The organism is Streptomyces asoensis (genome assembly GCF_016860545.1).
Taxonomy (GTDB): Bacteria; Actinomycetota; Actinomycetes; order Streptomycetales; family Streptomycetaceae; genus Streptomyces; species Streptomyces asoensis.
In genome coordinates, this window is record NZ_BNEB01000005.1 from 1,349,001 (window position 1) to 1,375,111 (window position 26,111).

General features: G+C 71.9%; 19 protein-coding genes. 11 read left to right on the top strand and 8 right to left on the bottom strand.

All coding sequences use genetic code 11. The annotated features are described in order from the left end of the window. Nucleotides 1–300 precede the first annotated feature (300 nt). The 3 genes from Saso_RS28930 to Saso_RS28940 form a co-directional block, all read right to left on the bottom strand. Nucleotides 301–3,372 carry an alpha-mannosidase gene (locus Saso_RS28930; RefSeq protein WP_189928590.1) on the bottom strand — a complete coding sequence of 1,024 codons (3,072 nt, stop codon included), beginning with the start codon at nucleotides 3,370–3,372 and terminating at the stop codon, nucleotides 301–303. A 117-nt stretch (nucleotides 3,373–3,489) separates the two neighbouring features. After that, entirely contained in the window at nucleotides 3,490–4,827 is a 1,338-nt protein-coding gene (locus Saso_RS28935) for a 6-phospho-beta-glucosidase (protein ID WP_189928592.1), read from the bottom strand. Continuing rightward, nucleotides 4,824–5,588 carry a DeoR/GlpR family DNA-binding transcription regulator gene (locus Saso_RS28940; RefSeq protein WP_189928615.1) on the bottom strand — a complete coding sequence of 255 codons (765 nt, stop codon included), beginning with the start codon at nucleotides 5,586–5,588 and terminating at the stop codon, nucleotides 4,824–4,826. The genes Saso_RS28935 and Saso_RS28940 overlap by 4 nt, the downstream gene beginning before the upstream one ends. A gap of 156 nt (nucleotides 5,589–5,744) precedes the next feature. Here Saso_RS28940 and Saso_RS28945 point away from each other — a divergent pair, with 156 nt between their 5' ends. From Saso_RS28945 to Saso_RS28975, 7 genes are all read left to right on the top strand, one after another. After that, the gene (locus tag Saso_RS28945) at nucleotides 5,745–6,764 is read left to right on the top strand and encodes a carbohydrate kinase family protein (protein WP_189928594.1); all 1,020 of its coding nucleotides are present in this window, start codon (nucleotides 5,745–5,747) and stop codon (nucleotides 6,762–6,764) included. A gap of 93 nt (nucleotides 6,765–6,857) precedes the next feature. Continuing rightward, nucleotides 6,858–8,144 carry an ABC transporter substrate-binding protein gene (locus Saso_RS28950; protein WP_189928596.1) on the top strand — a complete coding sequence of 429 codons (1,287 nt, stop codon included), beginning with the start codon at nucleotides 6,858–6,860 and terminating at the stop codon, nucleotides 8,142–8,144. Beyond that, nucleotides 8,144–9,106, top strand: a complete 963-nt coding sequence (locus tag Saso_RS28955; protein ID WP_189928598.1) for a carbohydrate ABC transporter permease — start codon at nucleotides 8,144–8,146, stop codon at nucleotides 9,104–9,106. Before Saso_RS28950 ends, Saso_RS28955 begins: the two co-directional genes overlap by 1 nt. A gap of 15 nt (nucleotides 9,107–9,121) precedes the next feature. Beyond that, the gene (locus Saso_RS28960) at nucleotides 9,122–9,985 is read left to right on the top strand and encodes a carbohydrate ABC transporter permease (RefSeq protein WP_189928600.1); all 864 of its coding nucleotides are present in this window, start codon (nucleotides 9,122–9,124) and stop codon (nucleotides 9,983–9,985) included. Further along, on the top strand, nucleotides 9,982–12,909 hold the full coding sequence (locus Saso_RS28965) for a glycoside hydrolase family 2 TIM barrel-domain containing protein (protein WP_189928602.1): 2,928 nt from the start codon (nucleotides 9,982–9,984) through the stop codon (nucleotides 12,907–12,909). The genes Saso_RS28960 and Saso_RS28965 overlap by 4 nt, the downstream gene beginning before the upstream one ends. Nucleotides 12,910–12,948: 39 nt before the next feature. Beyond that, entirely contained in the window at nucleotides 12,949–14,793 is a 1,845-nt protein-coding gene (locus tag Saso_RS28970) for a LamG-like jellyroll fold domain-containing protein (RefSeq protein WP_189928604.1), read from the top strand. Between the two features lie 19 nt (nucleotides 14,794–14,812). Then, nucleotides 14,813–16,480: a histidinol-phosphatase gene (locus Saso_RS28975; protein ID WP_189928605.1), complete on the top strand. Its 1,668-nt coding sequence runs from the start codon at nucleotides 14,813–14,815 to the stop codon at nucleotides 16,478–16,480. 96 nt (nucleotides 16,481–16,576) lie between these two features. Here the strand turns inward: Saso_RS28975 and Saso_RS28980 are convergent, their stop codons facing one another. From Saso_RS28980 to Saso_RS28995, 4 genes are read right to left on the bottom strand one after another with little or no spacing between them, the layout of a single operon-like run. Beyond that, nucleotides 16,577–17,032 (bottom strand): MaoC family dehydratase, encoded by a 456-nt coding sequence (locus Saso_RS28980; protein WP_189928606.1) that lies wholly within the window; start codon nucleotides 17,030–17,032, stop codon nucleotides 16,577–16,579. Between the two features lie 25 nt (nucleotides 17,033–17,057). Then, nucleotides 17,058–18,563: an acyl-CoA synthetase gene (locus Saso_RS28985; RefSeq protein ID WP_189928607.1), complete on the bottom strand. Its 1,506-nt coding sequence runs from the start codon at nucleotides 18,561–18,563 to the stop codon at nucleotides 17,058–17,060. A gap of 13 nt (nucleotides 18,564–18,576) precedes the next feature. Beyond that, the gene (locus Saso_RS28990) at nucleotides 18,577–19,461 is read right to left on the bottom strand and encodes an amidohydrolase family protein (RefSeq protein WP_189928608.1); all 885 of its coding nucleotides are present in this window, start codon (nucleotides 19,459–19,461) and stop codon (nucleotides 18,577–18,579) included. A gap of 3 nt (nucleotides 19,462–19,464) precedes the next feature. Continuing rightward, complete coding sequence (locus Saso_RS28995) at nucleotides 19,465–20,382, bottom strand: SDR family NAD(P)-dependent oxidoreductase (protein ID WP_307822265.1); 918 nt, start codon at nucleotides 20,380–20,382, stop codon at nucleotides 19,465–19,467. 258 nt (nucleotides 20,383–20,640) lie between these two features. On the opposite strand from Saso_RS28995, the gene Saso_RS29000 reads away from it, so the two are divergent. The 4 genes from Saso_RS29000 (at nucleotide 20,641) to Saso_RS29015 (ending at nucleotide 25,086) form a co-directional block, all read left to right on the top strand. After that, nucleotides 20,641–21,066 (top strand): MarR family winged helix-turn-helix transcriptional regulator, encoded by a 426-nt coding sequence (locus Saso_RS29000; protein ID WP_189928617.1) that lies wholly within the window; start codon nucleotides 20,641–20,643, stop codon nucleotides 21,064–21,066. A gap of 18 nt (nucleotides 21,067–21,084) precedes the next feature. Next, complete coding sequence (locus Saso_RS29005) at nucleotides 21,085–21,864, top strand: IclR family transcriptional regulator (protein ID WP_229901619.1); 780 nt, start codon at nucleotides 21,085–21,087, stop codon at nucleotides 21,862–21,864. Nucleotides 21,865–22,251: 387 nt separating this feature from the next. Continuing rightward, the gene (locus Saso_RS29010) at nucleotides 22,252–23,523 is read left to right on the top strand and encodes a L,D-transpeptidase (protein WP_189928609.1); all 1,272 of its coding nucleotides are present in this window, start codon (nucleotides 22,252–22,254) and stop codon (nucleotides 23,521–23,523) included. A gap of 171 nt (nucleotides 23,524–23,694) precedes the next feature. Next, on the top strand, nucleotides 23,695–25,086 hold the full coding sequence (locus Saso_RS29015; protein WP_189928610.1) for a glycoside hydrolase family 16 protein: 1,392 nt from the start codon (nucleotides 23,695–23,697) through the stop codon (nucleotides 25,084–25,086). 36 nt (nucleotides 25,087–25,122) lie between these two features. Here the strand turns inward: Saso_RS29015 and Saso_RS29020 are convergent, their stop codons facing one another. Further along, entirely contained in the window at nucleotides 25,123–26,025 is a 903-nt protein-coding gene (locus Saso_RS29020) for a helix-turn-helix domain-containing protein (protein ID WP_189928611.1), read from the bottom strand. Nucleotides 26,026–26,111 lie beyond the last annotated feature (86 nt).

Sequence of the window (26,111 nt, forward strand, 5' to 3'; positions counted from 1 at the left end):
CGGCCCGGCGGACCCGGCCCGGCGGACCCGACCCGGCGGACCCAGCCCGGCAGACCCAGCCCGGCAGACCCAGCCCGGCAGACCCAGCCCGGCAGACCCAGCCCGGCAGACCCAGCCCGGCAGACCCAGCCCGGCAGACCCAGCCCGGCAGACCCAGCCCGGCAGACCCAGCCCGGCAGACCCAGCCCGGCAGACCCAGCCCGGCAGACCCAGCCCGGCAGACCCAGCCCGCGACGGCCGCCGGGGCGGCGCGTCGCGGGCCGTCCGACCGGCCGAGGGCCGGCGCGGGCGGGCCGGGGGCTAGCGGCCGGAGGGCTGCCGCTCCAGGCGGAGCGTCAGGATCTGGAAGGGGCGCAGCGCGACGGCGACGGAGCCGTCCTCGCCGACCACCGCGGGCTCCAGCGGTCGTTCCAGCAGGTCCGTCACCCGGGCGCCCGCGAGCGGGAAGCCCGTGCGCAGGACCCCGGTGGCCCGGCCGCCACGGGACTCGTAGAGCCGGACGACGACGTCCCCGGACTCGTCGTCGGCGAGCTTGACCGCCTCGACGGTGACGCCGTCGCCGTCCACCGAGACGACGGGGCCGGGAGCGGCGTCCGTCGCGTCGGCCACGCGCAGCGGCAGGTTGAGGGAGTAGCCCTCGGCGACCGCGTCCTCGATGCTCGCGCCCGGCAGCAGGGCGTAGGCGAAGCGGTGCCGGCCCTGGTCGGCCTCCGGGTCCGGGATGCGCGGGGCGCGGACCAGGCTGAGCCGGACGGTGGTGGTCGTGCCGCCGTCCTCGCGGACCGTGCGGGAGACGTCGTGGCCGTAGGTGGAGTCGTTGATGACCGCGACGCCGTAGCCGGGCTCACCGATGTGCACCCAGCGGTGGCCGGAGACCTCGAACCGGGCCGCCTCCCAGCTGGTGTTGGTGTGGGTGGGGCGCTGGATGTGCCCGAACTGGATCTCGGCGGAGGAGTGCGCCGCCCGGATGTCCACCGGGAAGGCCGCCTTGAGGATCTTCTCCGCCTCGTGCCAGTCGATGTCGGTCTCGAAGTCGATGCGGGGGCTGCCGGCGCGCAGGGTGATGGTCTGCGTGATCGTGGAGCCCTTGCCGAACGAGCGGGTGACCCGGATCGCGCCGACGAGCGGGTCCTCCTCGACGACCGTCACGGAGTCCGGGTCCAGGAGGTCGGTGTACCGGTTCTGGTAGTGCTTGTCGATGTCCCAGGCGTCCCAGTAGTTGGGCAGGTCGGTGTGCAGGCGCAGCAGGTTGCCCTGGTCGGCGAGGACTTCGCGGTCGGCCCGCAGGTCGAACACGGACGACAGGGTGCCGTCCTCGGCGACCTCCACCCGCACGAGCCCGTTGTCGAGGACCCGCCCGGAGACGGTCACCGGCCGTGCGGGCTCCGCGCCGGCCAGCGGGGCGCTGCCGTTGGCGGGCACCTCGACGTAGGCCGGTGCGCCCGCGGGGGTGCGGACCACCTCGGCGCGGTCGTACGGGCTGGTGTTGAACACCCGGGCGGTGTCACCGCCGCGTCCGCCGCTCAGCGCGGCGACCGCCTCGGCCGTCAGCACCTCCAGCTCCTCGGCGACCCGCGCGTACTCGGCCTCGGCCTCGCGGTGCACCCAGGCGATCGAGGAGCCCGGCAGGATGTCGTGGAACTGGTGCAGCAGCACCGTCTTCCAGAGCCGGTCGAGCGCGGCGTACGGGTAGGCGTAGCCCGGCGCGTGCAGGGCCGCGGTGGTCGCCCACAACTCGGCCTCGCGCAGCTTGTGTTCGCTGCGCCGGTTGCCCTGCTTGGTGCGGGCCTGGGTGGTGTACGTGGCCCGGTGCAGCTCCAGGTAGAGCTCGCCGACCCAGACGGGCGCGTCCGGGTACTCCTCGCGGGCCTTGGCGAAGAACGCGTCGGGGTGTTCGACGACGACCTTGGGCGAGCCCTCCAGGTCGGCGAGCCGGCGGGCCCGCTCCATGATCTCGCGGGTGGGGCCGCCGCCGCCGTCGCCCCAGCCGAAGGGCGCCAGGGAGCGTGAACCGCCGCCCTTCTCGGAGTAGTTGCGCACGGCGCGGTCCATCTCCTCGCCGCTGAACCGCGCGTTGTAGGTGTCGACGGGCGGGAAGTGCGTGAAGATGCGGGTGCCGTCGATGCCCTCCCACCAGAAGGTGTGGTGGGGGAACTTGTTCGTCTGGTTCCAGGAGATCTTCTGCGTGAGGAACCAGTCGTTGCCCGCGAGCTTGGCGAGCTGCGGGTAGGCGGCGTTGTAGCCGAAGGAGTCCGGGAGCCAGACGCCCTTGGTCTCGATGCCGAAGTGCTCGATGAAGAACCGCTTGCCGTGCACCAGCTGGCGGGCGATGGCCTCGCCGCCGGGCAGGTTGCCGTCGGACTCGACCCACATGCCGCCGACCGGCGCCCACTGCCCCTTCTTCACCGACTCCTGGATGCGCGCCCACACCTGCGGGTAGTTGTCGCGCACCCACTCGTACTGCTGGGCCTGGGAGCAGGCGAAGATGAAGTCGTCGTACTCCTCGGCGAGCGAGGTGACGTTGGAGAAGGTGCGGGAGGTCTTGCGCTTCGTCTCGCGGATCGGCCACAGCCAGGCGGAGTCGATGTGGGCGTGCCCGACGCCGGAGATGGTGTGGGCGCTGGCGTGGGCGGGGCTGGCCAGGACGGGCGCGAGGACCGCGCGGACGGCCGCGGCGCTGCCGGAGACGTCGTCGAGGTCGAGGGCGTCCATCGCGCGGTCCAGGGCGTGCATGATCTCGTGGCGGCGCGGCTCGTGCTCGCCGAGGTGGACCATGAGCTCGCGCAGCACCTGGAGGTCGAGGTCGAGGTGCCAGACCTCCTCGTCGAGCACCGCGATGTCGGCCCGGCGGAACGTGTACAGGGGGCGGTCGCCCGCCGTCAGCACGTCGCCCAGCGGGGTCGGGCCCGCGAAGTCGTTCGCCAGGATGTCGGGGTTGGAGGCCGCCTCGACCAGGTAGTCGATGACCTCCCCGCCCGTCGCCGGGTTGCCGATCGGCACGTACTGGTTGAGCGGGTTGACCGCCTTCAGCGGCGTCCCGTCGGTGAGGTGGACGAGGGCCTCGGCCTGGTTGCCCGGCCAGTCGCCCACGAAGCCGAGGTCGATGACGGCCTCGACCCGCCTGCCCGCCCACTCGGCGGGCACCTGTCCGCGCATCCGGAACCAGGTGGTGCCCCAGGGCGGCCCCCACGGGGTGTCCATCGCGAAGGGCTCGTAAGCGGCGGCGGCGGCCTCCGCGAAGGGGACGGGCTCTCCCGGCGCCTGCCAGGCCTCGACCTCGAAGGGCACGGCGGCGGCGTAGATGGCGGGCTTGACGCGCTGGTTGTGGACGCGCTCGACGCGCTCCTCGATGCGGCGGCGTTCGTCATGCATGGGCTGTCTCCAACAAGAGGGACCACGTGGGGCGGGGAGGCCGGGGGGCCGGGGCTGGGCGCACCGGAGGGAGCGGCGGAGGGGAAGCAGATCGAGAAAGCGCTTTCCCTCCGGTGCTCACTTAAGGTACGCCAGGCCGGGATGGACGTCGGTGTAGCCCTCGACCAGCTTGCGGGCCACGTTCACGGAGTCGACCAGCGGATGCAGCGCGAACGCCTTCACGGCCGTGGCGCGCGAGCCGGACTCGGCGGCGGAAAGCACCTCGCGCTCGACGCCCTTCACCGCGCAGACCAGCCCGGTGGCGTGGTCGGGCAGCGGGGCCACCGAGACCGGGTGCGCGCCGTTGGCGTCGACCAGGCAGGGCACCTCGATGACGGCGTCGGCGTCCAGCACGGAGAGCGTGCCCTGGTTGCGGACGTTGAGGATCAGGGTCGCGCGCTCGTCGCGGGCGATGGCCCGCATCAGGGCGAGGGCGACCTTCTCGTAGCCGCCGGAGAGGTCGTCGGCGTCCCGCTCGCCGGCGCCGGCGCTCTCCCGGTTCTCGGCCATGTAGGTGGCCTCGCGCTCCGCCCGGGTGCGGTCCCAGGCGGTCAGGGCCGCGGAGCCGGGGCGCTTCATCTCCTCGTAGAAGCGGGCCTGCTGCTCGGCCAGGAAGGCGCCGCGGGTCTTGTCGACCTGCTGGTAGGCGCGGACCGCCTCCCGGTTGAAGTAGTAGTAGTGCAGGTATTCGTTGGGGATCGCGCCGAGGGAGCGCAGCCAGTCGGTGCCGAAGAGCTTGCCCTCCTCGAAGGAGCCGAGCAGGTCCGGGTCGGCGAGCAGCCGCGGGAGCTCGTCGCGGCCGGCCACCCGCAGGCCGCGCACCCAGCCGAGGTGGTTGAGACCGACGTAGTCGATCCACGCCTCCTCGGGCTTCGCGCCGAGCACGCGGGCGATACGGCGGCCGAGCCCGACCGGCGAGTCGCAGATGCCGATCACCCGGTCCCCGAGGTGGCGGGACATGGCCTCGGTGACCAGGCCTGCGGGGTTGGTGAAGTTGATGACCCAGGCGTCGGGGGCCAGCCGGGCCACCCGGCGGGCGATGTCGACGGCGACGGGGACCGTGCGCAGTCCGTACGCGATGCCTCCGGCGCCGACCGTCTCCTGCCCGAGGACGCCCTCGGCGAGGGCGACCCGTTCGTCGTCCGCCCGGCCCTCGAGGCCGCCGACGCGGATCGCCGAGAAGACGAAGTCGGCGCCGCGCAGCGCCTCGTCCAGATCGGTGGTGGCGGTGACCCGGGGGGCGTCGGGGACGGCGGCCGCCTGCTCGGCCAGCACCCGGGCGACCGCGTGGAGCCGGCCGTCGTCGAGGTCGTGCAGCACGACGTCCGTGACCCGGCCCTCGGCGCGGTCCGTCAGGAGCGCCCCGTACACGAGCGGCACCCGGAACCCGCCGCCGCCCAGAATCGTCAGTTTCACTCTCGCACCTTTCCTGCCACGACCACCTCGACGCCCGCCTCCTCCAGGGAGGACCGGGTCGCCGGGTCGACCGGCGTGTCCGTCACCACCACGTCCAGGTCCTCGGGACCGCAGACCTTCGCCATGCCCGTGCCCGGGAACTTCGCCGAGTCGGCGAGCAGGACGACCTTGTCACCGGCCTTGATCATGGCCCGTTTCACCGGCACCTCGACGACCGTCGTGTCCATCACCTGACCGCCGGGGCGCACCCCGCTGGTGCCGAGGAAGACCCAGTCGGCGTGCAGCTGCCGCAGGTTGTCCTCGGTGAGGAAGCCCACCAGGGAGCGGTACTCCCGGCGGACCATGCCGCCGAGCAGCACCAGTTCGATGCCCTCGTCGTCGGCCAGCTCCTCGTAGACCACGAGGTTGCTGGTGATGACCGTCAGCCGGCGGCCGTGCAGCTGCCTGGCCAGGCGGTAGGCGGTGGTGCCGATGTCGAGGAGGACCGACTGCCCGTCGGCGACCAGGGCCGCCGCGTGCGCGGCTATGGCGTCCTTCTCGCCCACGCGCACTTCGGCGACCTCGGCGAAGGGCTGGTCACCCTCCTCCGCGACGGCGCCGCCGTGCACCCGGGTGAGCAGGCCGTCCTCCTCGAGCTTCACCAGGTCGCGCCTGATGGTGGCGGGGCTCACACCCAGCTGCTCGGAGAGATCGGTCACGGCTGCGGGGCCACCGGAGCGCAGGGCCCGCAGGATGAGTTGATGTCGTCGTTCTGCCAGCACGGCGTGAACACTACTCGTCATCTTCAATCAAATCTATGCTCACTTCTGCTGAGGTATTGACCAATCTCGCCGAGGGGCGCACGATTCCGGTCACCGAATTGAAGAGGTTTGACGGGCTCCCCCGCACGGGGCGGGCTCTCCTGCGAGGAGGATGTAGTGGACGACGACCGGCCCGAGGTGCTGCTCACCGGGCTGCTCTTCTACGACCTCGTCCTCACCGGACTGGGCGGGCCGCCCAGGCCCGGCGAGGAGATCTGGACGGCCGGCATGGGCTGCGGCCCCGGCGGCATCGCCAACCTCGCGGTGGCCGCTTCCCGCTTCGGCCTGCGCACCTCGCTGGCCACGGTCTTCGGTGACGACTTCTACGGCGCCCACTGCCATGAGGTCCTGGCCGGCCAGGAGGGCGTCGACCTCGGCCTGTCCCGCGTCGCGGACGGCTGGCACACCCCGGTCACCGTCGCCCTCGCGCAGGGCCAGGACCGCGCCCTGGTCACCCACGGCCAGGAGCCGCCGTACTCGCAGGACACGCTGATGGGCGACCCGCCCGACGCGCTCACGGCCCTCGTGCACCTGGAGGCCGAGCCGCGCGCCTGGCTCGCCAAGGCTGCCGCGAACGGCACCCGGATCTACGCCGACGTCGGCTGGGACCCGACCGAACGGTGGTCCACCGAGCTGCTCGACCAGCTCTCCCTGTGCCACGCGTTCCTGCCCAACGAGACCGAGGCGATGGCGTACACCCGTACCGACAGCGCGGTCGCGGCCCTCGGCACGCTCTCGGATCTGGTGCCGGTGGCCGTGGTCACCCGGGGCGCGGACGGCGCGGTCGCGGTCGACCAGACGACCGGGGAGTTCGCGGAGGTGCCCGCCCTTGACATCGATGTCCTGGACGCCACGGGCGCCGGCGACGTGTTCGGCGCGAGCTTCGTCGCCGCCTCGCTGGGCGGCTGGCCGCTGGAGGAACGGCTGCGGTTCGCCGTCCTCGCCGCCGGACTCTCGGTGGGGCACCACGGCGGGGCGCTCGCGGCCCCCGGCTGGTACGGCGTCGACCGCTGGTGGCGCTCGCTGCGCGACCCCGCGCTGCGGCGCGCCCACGGCTTCCTCGCCGACCGCATCCCGGCGGACGTGGGCCCGCCCGTGCGGTACGCCCCGGTCACCCCGCCCGCCCCGCGGCACTGACCGCGGCGGGCCACGAAAGACAACCCCACACCTGCCCCTCGAATGGCACCCCGTCTGCGAAGACGCGAACAGATCCGAAAGGCGGTGGGAGCTGTGCGGCTCTCACGTAGAGGCCTGCTCCGCGCGGGCCTGGCCGGTTCGGCCGCCACGGCGCTCGGCGGCCTGGCGTCCGGCTGTGCCGTTCCGACCGGTTCCACCGGCCGGAACATGGTCCTGTGGTACTGGGACGGAGGACTCGGCGACACGGTCGTCAAGAACGCGCGGACCCGCTACGACAGCTCGGTCGACCTCCAGGCCATCAAGATCGGCGGCTACTACCGGTCGAAGCTGATCACGACGATGGCCGGCCGTGCGCACATCCCCGACATCGCGGGTCTCAAGGGCGAGGACATGGCGTCCTACCTGCCCAACGCCGACCAGTTCGTCGACCTGCGCACCCTCGGCGCCGACCGGTACCGGGAGCAGTACCTGCCCTGGAAGTGGGAGCAGGGCATCGCGGACGACGGCACGATGGTCGGCTTCCCCATCGACTGCGGGCCGGTGGCGCACTTCTACCAGTACGCCGTCTTCCGCCGGGCGGGCCTGCCCTACGAGCCCGCCGACGTGTCGAAGGAGCTCGACACCTGGGAGAAGTTCTTCGCTGCGGGCGAGCGGCTGCGGCAGCGGATCCCGGGGAGCTACCTGCTCACGGACATCAACAGCGTCTTCGAGAACGTGGTCCAGCAGGGCAGCGCGCGCTACGTCGACAAGGACCGCCACTTCATCGGCGACCAGGAGCACGTGCGCAACGCCTGGGCGCTCGCCGTGGAGGCCAAGCAGCGCAAGATCGTGTCCAACCTGGTCACCGGCACCCCGGACCAGCTGTCGGCGGTCGAGGACGGCAAGCTGCCCAGCCAGCTGGGGGCCTCCTGGGCCACCAGCGACCTCAAGAACGGCGTGCCGAAGACCAAGGGCCGCTGGCGGGTGGCCGACATGCCCGTGCGGCCCTCCAACAACGGCGGGTCCTTCCTGTCGGTCACCAAGGCGTGCCGGGAACCCGAACGGGCCTTCCGGATCATCAGCTGGATGCTCGACGCGGGGAACCAGGCGCAGGGTTTCGTGGACGCCGGGCTCTTCCCCTCCACCCCCGCCTCGTACGGTCTGAAGCAGGTGCGCGAACCCGACGAGTTCTTCGGGGGCCAGATCACGATGGACGTGTTCGGGCCCGCCGCACAGAAGATCGCGGTCGCCTACAACAGCCCGTTCGACGTCGCGCTCGGGCAGCCCGTCAAGGACGAGATCAAGAACGTCGGCGTCCTCGGCAAGGACCCGGAGCAGGCCTGGAGAGACGCCATGAGCAAGTGCCGGCGCATCGCGAAGCACCTGGGGGTGAGCTACTGATGGCCGCCCTCCCCACGCTGGAGAAGCCCCCCGCCGCCCTGGCGGACCTCCCCGTCGGCCGGCCCCGCACGGGCTGGCGCAAGTACTGGCACCTCTACGCCGCGATCTCCCCCTTCTACCTGCTCTTCCTCTGCTTCGGTCTGATACCGGTCGGCTTCTCGCTCTACCTCTCCTTCCACCGCTGGGACGGCCTCGGCTCGATGGAGTGGGCGGGACTGTCGCAGTACCGGTACCTGCTGAGCGACACCGAGTTCTGGAGCTCGATCGGGACGACGATCGTCATCTGGGCGCTGGCCACCTTCCCCATGATCTTCCTGGCGATGGTGACGGCCGTGATGCTCAACTCGGCCGTCCGGTTCAAGAACCTCTACCGCGTCGCCTACTTCCTGCCGAACGTCACCTCGGTCGTGGCGATCGCGATCATCTTCGGCTCGGTGTTCTCCACCAACTTCGGCCTGGTGAACGCCTTCCTCCAGGCGGTCGGGTTCGACCAGATCGCCTGGCTGAACACCCCGTGGGGCATCAGGATCGCCATCGCCACGCTGATGACCTGGCAGTGGACCGGCTACAACGCGATCATCTTCCTCGCCGGCCTCCAGACCGTCCCCGGCGAGCTGTACGAGGCGGCGCGGATGGACGGCGCGGGCCCGGTGCAGACCTTCTTCCGGATCACGCTGCCGATGATGCGGCCGGTGCTGCTGTTCGTGCTCGTCGTCTCGACGGTGACCGGTCTGCAGAGCTTCTCCGAACCGCAGGTGCTGCTCCAGAACACCTCGAACGACTCGACCTTCTCGGGCGGCCCCGGCCACGCCGGACGGACCATGGTCCTGTACTTCTTCCAGCAGACCTTCGACAACAACGACTTCGGCTACGGCGCCGCCGTGGCGTGGGGCATCTTCCTCGTCGTCGTCCTCTTCTCGATCATCAACTGGCGCCTGGTGCAGCGCCGGGGCGAAGACTAGGGAGGCCCGCACACCATGGCATCCACCCAAGGAAACCGGCGTACCAAGAGGATCGACGGGACGGCCCGCAGGGGCGTCGCACTGCACGCCGGGCTCGTCCTCGGCGTCCTGCTCTCGGCCTTCCCGTTCTACTGGGCCGTGATCATGTCGACGCACACGTCGTCGGAGATCTTCTCCTATCCGCCCAAGCTGCTGCCGGGCACCCACTTCCCGGAGAACCTGCGCAGCCTGTTCGACAACATCGATTTCTTCGGCTCGATGTTCAACTCGCTGCTGGTGGCGGGAACGGTGACCTTCCTGGTCCTGTTCTTCGACTCGCTGGCCGCCTTCGTCTTCGCCAAGTTCGCGTTCCCCGGCAAGCGGCTGCTGTTCGTGCTGCTGATGTTCATCTTCATGGTGCCCGCGCAGCTCCAGGCGATCCCCCAGTTCGTCATCATGGCCAAGCTCGGCTGGATCGGCTCGATGACGGCGCTGATCGTGCCGGCGGCGGCCAACGCGTTCGGCATCTTCTGGATGCGGCAGTACATGAAGGGCGCCATCCACGACGAACTCCTCGACGCCTCACGCATCGACGGCGCGCACTTCCTGCGCCAGTACTGGCACGTGGCCCTGCCCGTGGTCCGCCCCGGTCTGGCCTTCCTCGGCATCTTCACCTTCATGGGCCAGTGGAACGACTACGCCTGGCCCCTGATCGCCCTCACCAACCCCGACAACGTGACCCTCCAGGTCGCGCTGTCCCAGCTCAACGGCACTCACGGAACGACGGACTACGGAATGGTCATGACCGGCGCACTGCTCGCCCTCGTCCCCCTGCTGATCGTGTTCGCGATCGGCGCCCGCCAGATGATCGGCGACCTCGCGAAGGGAGCGATCAAGTGAGCGATCCGCTGCTGACGCTCCGCCCCTGGGAGGCACCCGAGGTGACCTCGTGGGGACGGCTGCCCATGAACGCCGTCGACCGGCGCTCCGGAGCACACTCCCTGGACGGCGACTGGCGTTTCCGGTTGCTGTCCGCTCCGGACGCGCCGGTCGGCGGTCCCTGGTCGACGGCGGCCGTGCCCGGCGTGTGGACCATGCAGACCGTCGAGGGCGTGGACGACCTCCCGCTGTACCTGAACATCCGCATGCCGTTCGCGGAGGTCCCGCCGCTGTCCCCCGCCGCCAATCCGACGGGCGTGTACGAGCGGGAGGCCGACATCCCCGCCGAGTGGGCCGGGCGCCGCATCGTGCTCCAGGTGGGCGCCGCCGAGAGCGTGCTGCTGGTGCACGTGGACGGGCGGCCCGTCGGCATCTCCAAGGACTCGCATCTGGCGGCCGAGTTCGACCTGACCGACGTCGTGCGTCCGGGCCGGCGGTCCGTGGTGCGGCTGACGGTCGTCAAATGGTCGGACGCCTCGCACATCGAGGACCAGGACCAGTGGTGGCACGGCGGGATCACCCGCTCGGTGCTGCTGTACGCCACCGACCCGCTGCGGCTGGCCGACGTGACCGTCCGGGCGTCGCGCGACGGCGAGCTGCGGGTGGACTGCCTGGTGCGGGACTCCGGCGGGGCGCTGCCCGAGGGGTGGTACGTCGCCGCGGACCTGGACGGGCTGGAGCTGACCCGGGACACGGAGTTCGACCGGGCCAACGCCGAGGAGGAGCGCGTCTCCGCCTTCCTCGGGGAGGCGCGGCTGCGCGCGCGGGTGCCCGGGGTGCGGGCCTGGACGGCCGAGACGCCCGAGCTGTACGGCCTGACGGTCCGGCTGCACCGCGCCGACGGCACCGTCGCCGACACCTCCCGCCACCGGGTCGGCTTCCGCGACGTGGAGATCGTCGGCCGGGATCTGCTGGTCAACGGCGAGCGGGTGTTCATCCGGGGCGTGAACCGCCACGACTTCCACCCGCTGACCGGGCGGACGGTGTCGTACGAGGACATGCGCGCCGACCTGGTGCTGCTGAAGCGCTTCGGTTTCAACGCGATCCGCACCGCGCACTACCCGAACGACCCCGGGCTGTACGACCTCGCCGACGAGCTCGGCTTCTACGTGGTCGACGAGGCGGACATCGAGTCCCACGACCACGCCCACGAGATCGCCGACGACCCCCGCTACCTGGGCGCCTTCGTCGACCGGGTCTCGCGGATGGTGCTGCGGGACAAGAACCACCCGTCGGTGATCATCTGGTCGCTGGGCAACGAGTCCGACTACGGCGCCAACCACGACGCCGCCGCCGGCTGGGTGCGCCGCCACGACCCGACCCGCCCGGTGCAGTACGAGGGGGCCGCCAAGCGCGGCTGGGCCGACCCGCGGGTCGCCTCCGACATCGCCTGCCCGATGTACGCGCCCCTGGAGGACTGTGTGGCGCACGCGCTGTCCGGGCAGCAGACCAAGCCGCTCATCCAGTGCGAGTACTCCCACGCGATGGGCAACAGCAACGGCACGCTCGCGGACCACTGGGCCGCCATCGAGGCCACCCCGGGTCTTCAGGGCGGGTTCATCTGGGAGTTCTGGGACCACGGCATCCTTCAGCGTGTGAACGACGGAAGACCGGTCGGGCGTGGGGGCGCCGGGCACTATGACAACGGTGTCGCCGCACCCGGGTACCGCTGGGCGTACGGCGGCGACTTCGGCGAGAAGGACCACGACGGCGCGTTCATCGCGGACGGTGTCGTCTTCCCCGACCGCACCCCGAAGCCGGTGATGTACGAGCACCGCGAACTCGCGGCGCCCGTGCGGATCCAGGGCGTCGGCCCGGAGGGGCTGACCCTCTCCAACCACCAGCACTTCCTCGGCCTGGAGTGGCTCACCGGCGAGTGGGAGCTGTCGCTCGCGCACGGCGGGACGCTCACCGCCCCGGCCGAGCTGCCCGAGCTCGCGCCGGGCGCCACCGCGGTCGTCCCGCTGCCGTTCGCCCTGCCGGAGGACGGCGGCGAGGCGTGGCTGACCCTGCGGGTCAGGACCGCGCGGGAGCTGCCGTGGGCGCCGGCGGACACCGAGGTGTGCGCGCCCCAGGTCCGGCTGCGCGCCCCGGTGCCGGTGGAGGACCGCACGGGTTCCGGCCGCGTCGAGATCGACGCCGACGGGCTCCTCGTGCATCCGCTGCTGAGCACCGCGCCCGCGCTGTCGCTGTGGCGCGCGCCCACCGACAACGACGAGCTGGGCGGGGCGGCCGGGCGCTGGCGTGCCTGGGGTCTGGACACCCTCGTGCGCAGGCTGGTCGGCGTGCGCCAGGAGGGCGACGGGGTGAGCGTGCTCGCGGAGTACGCGGGCCCCACCGGCGTGGTGCGCCACCGGCAGGTCTTCACCCCGGTCGAGGGCGGTATCCGTGTCGACGAAGAGGCCGAGCTGCCGGAGGAGTTCGACGACGTGGCCCGGGTCGGCACGGTCTTCGAGACGGTGGCGGGCCTGGACCGGCTCGAGTGGTTCGGACAGGGCCCCTGGGAGTCCTACCCCGACCGCAGCGGGGGCGCCCCGGTGGGTCACCACAGCGCGGGGGTCGACGAGTTGTTCACCCCCTACCTGCGTCCGCAGGAGAGCGGCGGCCGGCACGGGGTACGGCACTTCACGCTCTCGGCGCCGGACGCCACCGGACTCGCCGTCGCCCTGGACGAGCCGCGCCAGGTCTCCGTCACACGCCATCGTGCCGAGGACCTGACCGCCGTGGCCCACCACGACGAACTCGTGCCGCGGGCCGGCTGTGTGGTGCACCTCGACGCCGCGCACCGCGGTCTCGGGACGGCGTCGTGCGGCCCCGACACCTTCCCCTCCTATCTGGTCGCACCGGGTGTCCACCGCTGGAGCTGGACCCTGCGCGTTCTCTGAACCCCGTTCCCAGCAACGGACTTCCCCTACGGAGCACACGTGTGTACTTCGCATGCCCATGAGCCGGGCGAGGCCGCGCAGGCCGGTGCCGGACGGCGCGGCTTCCTGCGCGCCACCGCGCTGCTCGGCGCCGCCGCCACGGCCGGCCTCACGCTGCCGGCCACGGCCGCGGCGGCCTCCGGAAAGTGGCGGCCGGACCCCGACAGCCGCCGCTTCACGCTCGCCGTGATGCCCGACACGCAGTACCTCTTCGACGGGCCGAGCATCGACAGGGCGCCGGTGGAGGCCTCGCTGCGCTACCTGCTGGAGCGCGGCGAGGGCGGGCCGGAGAACCTGGTGTTCCTCTCCCACCTCGGTGATCTCACCCAGAACGGGGCGAAGGACGAGGTCGGGGCGATCAGTGCGGCGTTCGGGCTGCTCGACCGGCGCGGGGTCGGCTACAGCGTGCTGGCCGGGAACCACGACGTGAAGTCGTCGACGACCGACCAGCGGGGCACGACCCCGTACCTGGAGGCGTTCGGCCCGTCCCGTTTCCGGGGGAAGTCCACGTTCGGCGGGGCCTCCCCCGACGGCTACAACTCCTTCCACCTGTTCCGGGCGGCCGGGCGGGAGTGGATGGTGCTGGCGCTGGACTGGCGGTTGTCGGAGCAGGGGTACGTCTGGGCCGCGGACGTCCTCGCCCGGCATCCGAGGACACCGGTCGTCCTGACCACGCACGAACTGGTCGCCGGGGACGACTCCCTCTCGGCGTACGGGCAGCAGCTGTGGGACCGGCTGATCGAGGACCACGACCAGATCTTCCTGACGCTCAACGGGCACTACTGGCCCGCCGCGCGGGCGGTCCGCAAGAACGCGGCGGGACACGATGTCCACCTGCATCTGACGAACTACCAGAACCGCTACTTCGGCGGCGCGGCGATGATCCGCCTCTACCGGTTCGACCTCGACCGCGGCGTCATCGACGTGGAGACGGTCTCCCCGTGGATCATGGGCCGGGCCGCCGAGGGGCTCGACGAGCTGGAGCGGCAGGAGATCGAACTGAGCGGTGACGCCGACCGGTTCACGGTCGGCATCGACTTCGCCGAGCGCTTCGCGGGCTTCGACCCGGTCCCCGCGCGCGCCGCCCGTCCGGCGGCCAAGATGCTGGTGCGCGACACCGTCGCCTACTGGCGGTTCGACGGACACGCCGACGGCACCGCGGTCGGCGCCACGGTCCGCGACCTGTCCGGACAGGGCAACGACCTCGCGCTCGTCACCGTGGGCGGCGGCGCCCTGACCTGGTCGTCCGACCACCACCCCGACCAGCCGGGACACGGCAGCCTGGAGTTCAGCGGCTACAAGTCGCCGCTGAAGGGCGCCTATCTGCGTACCGTCGACGGCGCCCCGCTCAACTCGGCGACCTTCCGAGCCGGTTACACCATCGAGGCGTTCTACCGGCTCCCCGCCGACTGGGACCCCTCGCACCACGCCTGGTCGGGCCTGCTCGGCCGGAGCGGAACGGGCGGCGCGGCGGGGAAGACCGGCGACGACCCCGACGAGCCGCTCGCCACGCTGTCCCTGTCGAACGACCGGGAACCGCAGTGGGCGATGCGTCCGCTGAACCAGCAGGGCATCGCCACCAACTGGGGCCAGGAGACGCCGCTGGAGACCTGGTGGCATCTCGCGGTCGTCAACGACGGCCGGCACACCACGCTGTACGTCGAGGGCTGCCCGGTGGTGCGCAACCCGAGGGCGGCGGCCGTGGGCATCACCTCCGTCGGACTGCCCTGGCTGCTCGGCGGCTACGAGTACGGCGGACGGATCGACCAGATCCTGCACGGCCGCCTCGGCGACGTCCGGATCGTCTCCCGGGCGCTGCCCGTCACCTCCTTCATGACCCACTGACGCCTGTACGAGGATCACCGTGACCGAGCAGCAACTGCCCGTCTGGGCCGACCCGTCCGTCCCGCCCGCCGACCTCGACGCCCAGGGCGTGTCGAGGCGCGCCCTCCTGCGCCGCGCGGGACTCTTCGGCGCCGCGTTCGCCCTCGGCGGCGCGGCCACCCCGGCGGCGGCCGCCGCCGGCCGCGGCCACGGCGGCGAGGACCCGCGCCTCGCCTACCTGGTCGGCGACCACCACGTCCACTCCGTCTACAGCCATGACGCGAAGTACACCTTCGCCCAGCAGGCCCGGGCCGCCGCCCGGTACGGCCTGGACTGGATGGTGTTCAACGAGCACTCCAACTTCGGGCACGCGGCCTACGGCGCCGCGCTCGAGCACAAGGAGATCCTCGCGGCCCGCGCGGCGAACCCGCGGCAGCTGATCTTCCAGGGCCTGGAGTGGTACATCCCGGCCGCCGAGCACTGCACGGTGTTCGCCGCGCCCGGCCCGCACGAGGTCGACCTGCTCACCCGGTTCGAGCTCGCCTACGACGGCAAGCTGCTCGGCTACACCGAGGGCGCCGCCGGCGCGGCCGACACCGCCCGCAACGAGGCCCACGCCGTCAGGGCGATCAAGTGGCTGGCCGAGCAGCGCCGTTCGGGTTACGTCGACGACGTCCTCGTCCTCGCCAACCACCCGCTGCGGCTGGGCATCGACTCCCCGCACGAGCTGCGGGGCTGGCGCGACGCGGCACCCGAGATCATGATCGGCATGGAGGGCGCGCCCGGTGCCCAGGGCGCGGCGCTGCCCGGCCTGCGCGGCGCCACGTCCGTCCGCGGTGAGTACGAGAACAAGCCGTCGGCCCAGTCCTGGGCGGGCTACCCGGCGGACGCCTACCTCACCTACGGCGGCTTCGACTGGGCCACCGCGACCGTGGGCGGCCTGTGGGACTCGATGCTGGCCGAGGGCCGGCTGTTCTCGATCACGACCAACTCCGACAACCACCGGACCGTCCTCGACACCTGGAAGAACGGGGACTGGCCCGCCGGGCGGAACTTCGACAACACCGGCAGGCTGCCGGACCCGGTGGACACCGACACCGCGCAGCCGGGCAGCGACTTCTGGCCGGGCCAGTTCAGCCGGACCCACGTGGGCGTCACCCGGTACGGCTACCGGGCGGTGATGACGGGGCTGCGCGAGGGCCGCGTCTGGCTCGACCACGGTCATCTGCTCGACGGGCTCGAGGTCCGGCTGCGCCGGGAGCACGGCGGCGGCCGGGGCGTCACGCTCGGCGGCCGGCTGCGGGTCCGCAGGGGCGAGAGGCTCACCCTGGACATCACCGTCACCACCGCCTCCCGGCCCAACCCCCAGGGGATCCTGCCGGAGTTGGCGCATGTGGACGTGATCAGGGGCGCGGTGCGCGGCGCGGTGTCCGACCGCGACACGTGGAAGGCGCCCGACACGAAGGTCGTCCGCACGACGGACGTGAGCGGCCGCAAGGGCACGTACACCCTGCGCGTCCCGCTCACGGTGGGCGAGGAGTCCTTCTACGTCCGCCTGCGCGGCAGCGACGGCAACCGGCACGGAACCGGGTACCTCGGCGCGTCCGTGGACCCGCACGGTCCCGTCCCCCACGAGCCGGGCGACGGCGACCCGTGGGCCGACACCTGGTTCTACTCGAACCCGGTCTTCGTGGACGTCGTCGGCTGAATGGCCTCTCCGCGGGCGCGCGGGGGATCCGCTGACCGGCCTCGGCCGCTCGGCGGATCCCCGGGACCGCGCCCCGGCCGCGTCACGGGGAACGCCTCACGCGTAGAACCGCGACAGGCTCTGGAGGACGGCCGCGGGCTTGGCGCCCCCCTCGATCTCGATCGCCCCGTCGACGGTGATCTGCACCCCGCCCGGCACGTCCTCCACCGCGGACAGCCTGCCGACCAGCCGGATGCGCGAGCCGGCCTTCACCGGCGAGGGGAAACGGACCTTGTTCAGCCCGTAGTTGACCTTCGTCGTGACGCCCTGCACGTCCAGCAGTGCGGTGAAGAGCGGGATGAACAGGGAGAGGGTCAGGTAGCCGTGGGCGATGGGCGCTCCGAAGGGCCCGGCGGCCGCCCGCTCGGGGTCGACGTGGATCCACTGGTGGTCGCCGGTCGCGTCGGCGAAGGTGTCGATGCGCTCCTGGGTGACCTCGATCCACTCGCTGGTGCCCAGGTCGCTGCCGGCCAGCTTCTTCAGCTCTTCGAGGCCGTTGACGGTGATGCTCATGTGCCGTTCCTCACGGGATGGTTGTTCAGGAGTCGGTGCCGAACCGGGAGCGCACCCGGGACTTGAGGAGTTTTCCGGAGGCGGTGCGCGGAAGCGCGTCCGCCACCACCACGGACTTGGGGATCTTGTACTTGGCGAGCCGCCCGGCCAGCGAGGCCAGCAGCGCGTCGGGGTCGGTCGAGGCGCCGTCCCGCAGGACGACGACCGCGCGCGGGACCTCGCCCCACTTGTCGTCGGACACGCCGATGACCGCGCATTCCACGATGTCGGGATGGGCGAGCAGGAGGTCCTCGATCTCGGCGGGGTAGATGTTCTCCCCGCCGGAGATGATCATGTCCTTGATGCGGTCGACGATGTGGACGTAGCCGTCCTCGTCGACCCGGGCCGCGTCGCCGCTGCGGAACCAGCCGTCCGCGAAGGACGCGGCGGTCTCCTCGGGCAGTCCCCAGTAGCCGGGCATCACGTGCGGTCCGCGGACCACCACCTCGCCGGTCTCGCCGGTGCGGACGGGCGCGAGGTCGGGGCGCACGACCCGCACGTCGCTGAAGAAGTGCGGGACGCCGGCCGAGCCCGCCTTGCTGATGGCGTGCTCGGCGTCCAGGAACAGCGTGCCGGGGGACGCCTCGGTCATGCCGTAGCCCTGGAGGAAGGTGAGCCCGCGCCGCTGGTAGGCGGCGATCAGCGGGGTGGACACCGGGGAGCCGCCGCAGGTCAGGATCCGCAGGCTGGACAGGTCCGCCTCCGCCCAGCGCGGATGCCGGGCCACCTGCTCGAACATCGTCGGCACCCCGAACATGAAGGTGATCCGGTGGCGCTCGATCAGGTCGAAGGTGGCTTCCGGGTCGAAGGCCTCGACCAGGACGCAGCAGCCGCCCTTGAGGAGCACCGGCAGGGTCAGCATGTTCAGGCCGGCCGTGTGGAACAGCGGTGCGCAGACCAGGGCGCGTTCGTCGGCGATCAGATCGGTGTCGACGAGGACGTTGACCGCGTTCCAGGTCAGGTTGCCGTGCGTGAGCATGGCCCCCTTGGGACGGCCGGTCGTGCCCGAGGTGTACATGATGATGCAGGTGTCGTCGGGGGCGACCGGGGTGTCGATCGGCTCGTCGGAGGCCGCGGCGAGCGCCTCCTCGTACTCGCCGCCGACCTCGACGTACGTGCGGACGTCCGTGTTGCCGGGCAGTCCCGCGACCAGGCCCGCGTGCGAGGGGCCGAAGACGAGGGCCTTGGCTCCGGAGTCGGCGAGCTGGTAGGCGATCTCGGGTCCGGCGAGACGGGTGTTCAGGGGGACGAACACCGCGCCGAGGGTTCCGGCGGCGAACAGGGTCTCCAGGTAGGAGGGGTGGTTGGGGCCCAGGTAGGCGATGCGGTCGCCGCGCCGCACGCCCCGGGCGCGCAGGGCGTGGGCCAGCCGGGTCGTGCGGGTGTGCAGGGTGCGGTAGTCCGCCGGCCGGCCGTCGTGGACCAGGGCGGTGCGGTGCGGGGTCTTGCGGGCCCGGCGAGCGGGCCAGGACCCCAGTCCCTCGTTGCGCATCTTCCACGCCCCTTCACGGTGTGGTCAGCCCGAGCAGACGGGCGGCGTTCTCCTTGAGGATCTTCGGCCGCACCTCGTCCTTGATCGCCAGCTTGTCGAAGTCGGCCAGCCAGCGGTCCGGGGTGAGGACGGGGAAGTCGGAGCCGAAGAGGACCTTGTCCTTCAGCAGGGTGTTGGCGTACTGCACGAGCTGCGGCGGGAAGTACTTCGGCGACCAGCCGGACAGGTCGATGTGCACGCCCGGCTTGTGGGTGGCGACGGCGAGTGCCTCGTCCTGCCAGGGGAAGGACGGATGCGCCAGGATGATCTTGAGGTGCGGGAAGTCGGCGGCGACGTCGTCGACGTGCAGCGGGTTGGAGTACTTGAGGCGGATGCCGCCCCCTCCCGGCACTCCGGCGCCGATGCCGGTCTGACCGGTGTGGAAGAGGGCGATGGTCCCCGTCTCCTCGATCACCTCGTACAGGCCGTACGCGACCGCGCGGTCGTCGGGGAAGAAGCCCTGGATGCTGGGGTGGAACTTGAAGCCCTTCACCCCGTACTCCTCGACCAGCCGCCGGGCCTGCCGCACCCCGGCCTTCCCCCGGAAGGGGTCGATGGAGGCGAAGGGGATCAGCACGTCGGAGTTGGCGGCGGCGGCCTCGGCGACCTCCTCGTTGGGGACGGGCGCCGTGCCGGTCGCGGACTCGGCGTCCACCGTGAAGATCACGGCGGCCATCTTCCGCTCGCGGTAGTACGCGGCCGTCTCCTCGATGGTCGGCTTCCGCTTGCCCTCCACCTTGAAGTAGGCGGAGGACGCGTCGTGCAGGTCGTCGTCGAGCGAGGAGTGGCCCCGGGAGGACACCTCGGCGTGGGTGTGGACGTCGATCGCGACGAGTTCCTCGACGTCGAGGGTCTTCATGGGTCAGGCCTCCGGGAACCGGGGAGCCGGGATGCCCACGGTCTGGAGCTCGGCCCCGACCGAGGCGGGGAAGACGTCGGCCAGGGTCTCGGGCGTCCAGCCGCCGTCGGCGTAGGCCGTGCGGATCTCCTGCGGATGCGACCAGAGTGCCACCTTGTCGCCGCCGATGCCGATGGCCTGGCCGGTGATGCCGCGGGCGGCCTCGGAGGCCAGGAAGGGCACCAGGGCGGCACAGTCCTCGGGGGTGCCGAAGCCCTCGCCCTTGCGCAGGAAGTCCGGCAGCGGCTCGCCGTTGCGCATGGCCTCGACGTACGGGGCGAAGGCGGGGATGGTCTCGGTCATCGCGGTCGCGGCCACGGGCACGATGGCGTTGACGGTGATGCCCGCCCTGCCCAGCTCCATCGACCAGGTCCGGGCGAAGGCGGCGATGCCGGCCTTGGCCGCCGCGTAGTTCGTCTGCCCGAAGTTGCCGCGCTGTCCGGCCGGGGAGCCCACGAGGATCAGCGTGCCGCCCTCGCCCTGCTCGCGCATCCGCACGGCGGCGGCGCGGGCGCAGGTGAAGGTGCCCTTGAGATGGGTGGTGACGACCGCGTCGAAGTCGTCGTCGCTCATCTTCCACAGCACCTTGTCGCGCAGGATGCCCGCGTTGGTGACCAGGACGTCGAGCCGGCCGAACTCCTCGACGGCCCGGCCCACCAGCCGTTCGGCGGCCTCGGCGGTGCCGACCGGGACCACCTCCGCGACGGCCGTGCCGCCGGCCTCGGCGACGGACTTGACGGCCGCCTCGGCCACGGCCTCGTCGACGTCGTTGATCACCACGCGGGCGCCGCGGGCGGCGAGGGCGTGTGCGTAGGCGAGGCCGAGGCCCCGGCCGCTGCCGGTGACGACGGCGACCTTGCCGGTGAGATCGATGCTGGGCACGGCGGTGTCCCTTCCCGGGGAGTGCGGGGTGCGGAGATACGGAGGTACGAGGTGCGGAGGTGCGGCTGCGAGATCGAAGCTAAGAGCAATAATTGTTGACGTCAATAGTTGTTGTCGTCCTTCCGGTGCGTCATGCTGGAATCAGCCGCACGCCGCACGCCGCACCGCCCCGCAGAGGGGACAGGACCCAGGGAGCCAGCCATCGCCCGCCAGGACAACGCAGTGAACGCCGCCCCGATCGACGTGGACGAGCCGTGGATGCGCGGACTGCACGCGGACACCGGATACCTGCTGTACCGCCTCGGACTGCGCTCGGGCCAGTTGTTCAACACCTCCCTCCAGGAGTCCGGGGTACGGCTGCGGCACTACGCGGTGCTGCGCTTCCTCGCCACGTCCGAGGGCGCCCTCCAGCGCGAGCTGAGCACGCGGCTCGGGTACGACCCCAGCGCAATCGTCGGCCTCGTCGACGACCTGGAGAAGCTCGGATTCGCCGAACGCCGGCCGGCCCCGGAGGACCGCCGCAGCCGGATCGTGGTCCTCACCGAGGACGGCCGGGCGTTCCTGCGCGGCACCGACGAGGCGGGTCTGCGGGTGACGAACGAACTGCTCGGCCCCCTGGACCCGGCCGAACGCGAGACGCTGCACACGCTGCTGCGGCGGATCGCCGAGGACGGTCTCGGCTGACGCCGTGAGGAGGACCCGATGGACGCGGGTACCCCCGCGGTGACCGCCCGCTCCGCGCCCGGCCGGCTGCTGGCGGTGCTCGCCGCGTTCGACCACGCGCATCCGGCGCTGTCGCTCACCGAGATCAGCCGCCGCGCCGGGCTGCCGCTCACCACCGCGCACCGGCTGGTCAGCGCCCTGACCGAGTGGGGCGCCCTCGAACGGGACCCGTCCGGCGTCTACCACGTGGGGCTGCGGCTGTGGGAGGTGGCGGCCCTGGCGCCGCGCGGCCTGGCACTGCGGCAGGTCGCGCTGCCGTACCTGGAGGACCTGTACGAGGCCACGCACGAGAACGTCCAGCTCGCGGTGCGGGACGGGTCCGAGGTCGTCTACACCGAGTGGCTGTCGGGCCGTTCGGCGGTCGGCGTCCACATCCGGGTGGGCGCACGCTGGCCCCTGCACGTCACCGGCGTGGGCCTCGTACTGCTCGCGCACGGCGACTCCGCGCTGCGCGAGGCCTACTGCGCGGGCCCGCTGGTCTCCTGCACCGCCCACACCATCACCGATCCGGTGCGGTTGCGCCGGGTCCTCGCCGAGGTCCGGCGCACGGGCGTCGCGGTGAGCAGCCGGCAGGTCACCGAGGACGCCCTGTCGGTCGCCGCGCCGGTCAGGGGTCCCGGCGGAGCGGTGGTCGCCGCCGTCTCGGTCGTCGTCCCGCACGCCGACGCCCGGGTCCCGGTCCTGGCCCCGGCCGTACGCCTCGCGGCCCGCGGAATCTCCCGCGCCCTGGGCTGGCACCCGGAACCCCGGACCCCTTGAACCCCCCGACCACCACCCCCGCCCGCCCCTGCCCCACCCCGTCCGGGGTCGGGCTCGCGGCCGACCCCGGACGGGGTGGGGCGGCGGGCCCGGCACAGTCGGGGGCGCTCCCGCATCGCAGGCCCCGCCCGGGCGGTACCGGCTCGGCGGGGTCCGGGCCGAGGGCCGCCGGACACATACCGCGACCGCCCGGACCGCCCCGGCACCGTCACGGGCGGCAACCCGGCCCCACGGGCGCCGTGCCCGTACGGGACGACGGCTCGGCGTCGGCGTCTCTCATCTCGTCCTCACCGGAATCTCAGGTCCCGACCGTGGGATTCACAGGGTCGCCCCATCTGCGCGGCGCAGGATGCAGGCGCAAAGGTGGACAACTCAGGAAGGCGTGCCGTGGGCGTGTCGCACATATCGAACCGGTCCGGGAAGCAGCAGGGGGGATGGTCCCGGCGCGGGATCCTGGGCGTGCTGGGCGCCGTCCCGGCCGTCGCGCTGACCGGATGCGGTTCCGGGTCCGCGGACGCCTCGGAGAACACGCCGACCGGGACGGGCACCGGCACCGGCACGTCGGGGTCGGCGTCCGCGAAGGCCTCGCCCGCCGCCAAGGAGCCCGTGATCTCGTTCAGCCCGGCCGACGGCACCAGGAAGGCGGCCTTCACCGGCCCCGTCGAGGTCACCGTGACCGACGGCACCCTCGCCTCCGTGACGGTGACGGGCAACGACGGCTCGACGCTGGCCGGCTCCCTGGACGCGGCCGGGACCACGTGGACGTCCACGGCGCACCCGTACTCGGGAACCAAGTACACGGTGACCGCCCGGGCGCAGGGCGCCGGGGCGCGCACGGCCACCTTCACGACCAGGGCCCCCGGCGAGACCTTCGTCGGCCGCTTCACGCCCGAGGCGGACTCCACCTCCGGCGTGGGCATGCCGGTCTCGATCAACTTCTCGCACGCCGTGTCGGACAAGGCGGCCGTGCAGAAGGCGATCACGGTGACCGCCGAACCGGCCGTGGAGATCGTCGGACACTGGTTCGGCGACACCCGCCTGGACTTCCGTCCGCGGACGTACTGGGCGGCCGGGACGACGATCACCCTCGCCCTGCGCCTCAAGGACGTCGAGGGGACGGACGGCGTGTACGGGACGCAGTCGAAGGACGTCACGTTCCACATCGGCCGCGCGCAGATCAGCACCGTCGATCTCAGGGCCAAGAAGATGACGGTCGAGCGCGGCGGGACGACCCTGGCCACCTACCCGGTCACGGGTGGCGACGCCGACCACACCACCTGGTCCGGGATCATGGTGATCAGCGAGCGGTTCCGGGAGACCAGGATGGAGTCCTCCACGGTCGGCCTCGGCGACGAGTACGACATCTCCGACGTGCCGCACGCCCAGCGGCTGACCACCTCGGGCACGTTCATCCACGGCAACTACTGGGCGGCTTCCTCGGTGTTCGGCAGCCGGAACACCAGTCACGGCTGCGTGGGCCTGCACGACGCCAAGGGCGCGGACGACCCCTCCGTCGCGGGCTCCGCGTTCTACGCGAGCTCGATGCTCGGCGACGTGGTCGTCGTGAAGAACTCCGGCGAGCGGACCGTCGACCCGGCCAACGGGCTGAACGGCTGGAACCTGTCCTGGGCCGACTGGCGGGCGGGCAGCGCGCTTTAGCCCCTTTGCGTGGTTCAAGCCCTGAACTTCCTTACCCCTCAAGGACTTTCCTTGCTTTAACTCTTGACGGCCCCCGGGACGGAGAGCACATTGGGCCCACTTTGAGAGCGCTCTCAAAGCGCTGTCGAAGACACCCGCGCCCATCACTCCGTACCCGAGAGGCACCCCTCCATGAGCGCAACCTCCGGCATACCGCGACGGCGACGCGCGCTCGTCGCCGTGCTCAGCACCCTCGGCCTGGCGGCCGCCGCGGCGGCCGCCGTCACCCTTCCCGCGAACGCCTCCGCGCCCACACCCCCCACCGGCTGGTCGCAGGTCTTCCTCGACGACTTCACCGGCGCCGCCGGCAGCGCGGTCAGCTCCACCAACTGGCAGTACAGCACCGGGACTTCGTATCCGGGCGGACCCGCCAACTGGGGCACCGGCGAGGTCGAGACGATGACCAACAGCACCAGCAACGTCTCGCTCGACGGCAACGGCAACCTGCGCATCACGCCGCTGCGGGACTCCGCGGGCCGCTGGACCTCGGGCCGTATCGAGACCAAGCGGACCGACTTCCAGCCCCCGTCCGGCGGCAAGCTGCGCGTCGAGGCGCGGATCCAGATGCCGAACGTGACGGGCACCGCCGCCGAGGGCTACTGGCCCGCGTTCTGGGCGCTCGGCGCGCCCTACCGCGGCAACTACCAGAACTGGCCGGGCGTCGGCGAGCTGGACATCATGGAGAACGTCCAGGGCCTGAACAAGGTGTGGGCCACCATGCACTGCGGCACCAGCCCGGGCGGCCCGTGCAACGAGACCTCCGGCATCGGCAACTCCGTCGCCTGTCCGAACACGACCTGCCAGTCCGGCTTCCACACCTACGCGATGGAGTGGGACCGCTCGGTGACCCCCGAGGCGATCCGCTTCTACGTCGACGGCGTCAACTACCACACCGTCACCGCGAACCAGGTCGACGCGACGACCTGGACCAACGCCACCAACCACGGCTACTTCGTGATCCTGAACGTGGCGATGGGCGGCGGCTTCCCCGACGCCTTCGGCGGCGGCCTCGACGGGGACACCGTCCCGGGCCACCCGATGGTGGTGGACTACGTGCAGGTGCTCCAGGCCGCGGGCGGTGGGAGCGGTACCACGCCTCCGCCGACCGGCAGCCGTGACGCCTACGGCACGATCCAGGCCGAGTCGTACGACAGCCAGTCCGGCACCATCACCGAGACGACGACCGACACCGGCGGCGGCCAGAACATCGGCGCCCTCGCCAACGGCGACTACGCACTCTACAAGGGCGTCACCTTCGGTTCGACGCCCGCGACCCAGTTCAGCGCACGGGTCGCCGGCGGGGCGGCGAGCGGCGTCAGCGGGCTGGTCGAGGTGCGCCTCGACAGCCGGACCGCGACCCCGGTCGGCAGCTTCGCCGTCGGCAACACGGGCGGCTGGCAGTCGTGGCGGACGATCCCCGCGAACATCAGCTCCGTCACCGGCACCCACGACGTCTACCTGACCTTCACCAGCGGCCAGCCGGCGGACTTCGTGAACGTCAACTGGTTCACCTTCGGTCACTGACCGGCCCGTTCCCCGGCACGGCACACCCCGGTCGCCTCAGCGCAGTTCCGCGCGGAAGGCGACCGGGGTGCTGCCCGTGTGCAGCTGGAAGAACTTGGAGAAGTTCGCCGGGTCGGGGAAGCCCACCGCCGCGCCGACCCGGCCGATCGGCAGGTCCGTGTGGGCCAGGAGCCGTTTCGCCTCCAGGACGACCCGTTTGTCGATGAAGCCCTTGGGCGTCTCGCCGGTGGCCGCGCGCACCGCGCGCACGAGGGTGCGGCGGGAGTAGCCGAGGGCGTCGGCGTACGCGCTGACGCTGTGGTTGGTGGCGAAGTCGCGCTCCACCGCGTCCCGGAAGAGCGTGAACGTGGTGTCGCCCTGGCGGCGCGCCGCCTCCTCGCTGCTCGCCGCGAGGTGGGCGAGGCGCAGCAGGAACGCCGTCAGGGAGTGCCGCAGCACCGCCGTGTGCAGGCTCAGCGGCAGGGTCGCGCCGGCGCCGCCGTCGTCGTACTCCCCGCGCAGATAGGTCAGTGCCGCGCGCAGTCCAGCGAGTTGCGGCCCGTCGGGGCGCAGCAGCGGGGGCAGGTCGTAGCGGTAGAGGCCGGTGGCCTCGACGGTGGCGCGCGGCAGGAAGCCTGGCTGCATGGTCAGGACCGTTCCGCGGTACCCGCCCGACCTCGAGAAGCGGTGGACCTGGCCCGGGCGGATCCACAGCAGGTCGCCGGCCCTCGCCTCGTGCTCGGCGAAGTCGATCATGTGCCGGACGGGGCCGTCGTCGAAGAGCATCACCACGTGGAAGTCGATGCGGTGGACGCGGTCCAGCGGGGCATCAGAGTGCCAGGTGCGTCCCACGTCCATGGGCCCCACCTGCATGCCGACGCCGCCGACGCTGTGCTCGACGGGAAAGGGAAAGGTCCTGATGCCCTCACCGGCGCCGTCTTGGGTGTGTGTGTCCGCCATGTCCGCCTCGTACCGCCCGCTTGCCGCCCGGGGGTGCTCATATGTCGCCCGCCGGTGTCCCACATTCACCACAGGCTGACACAGGG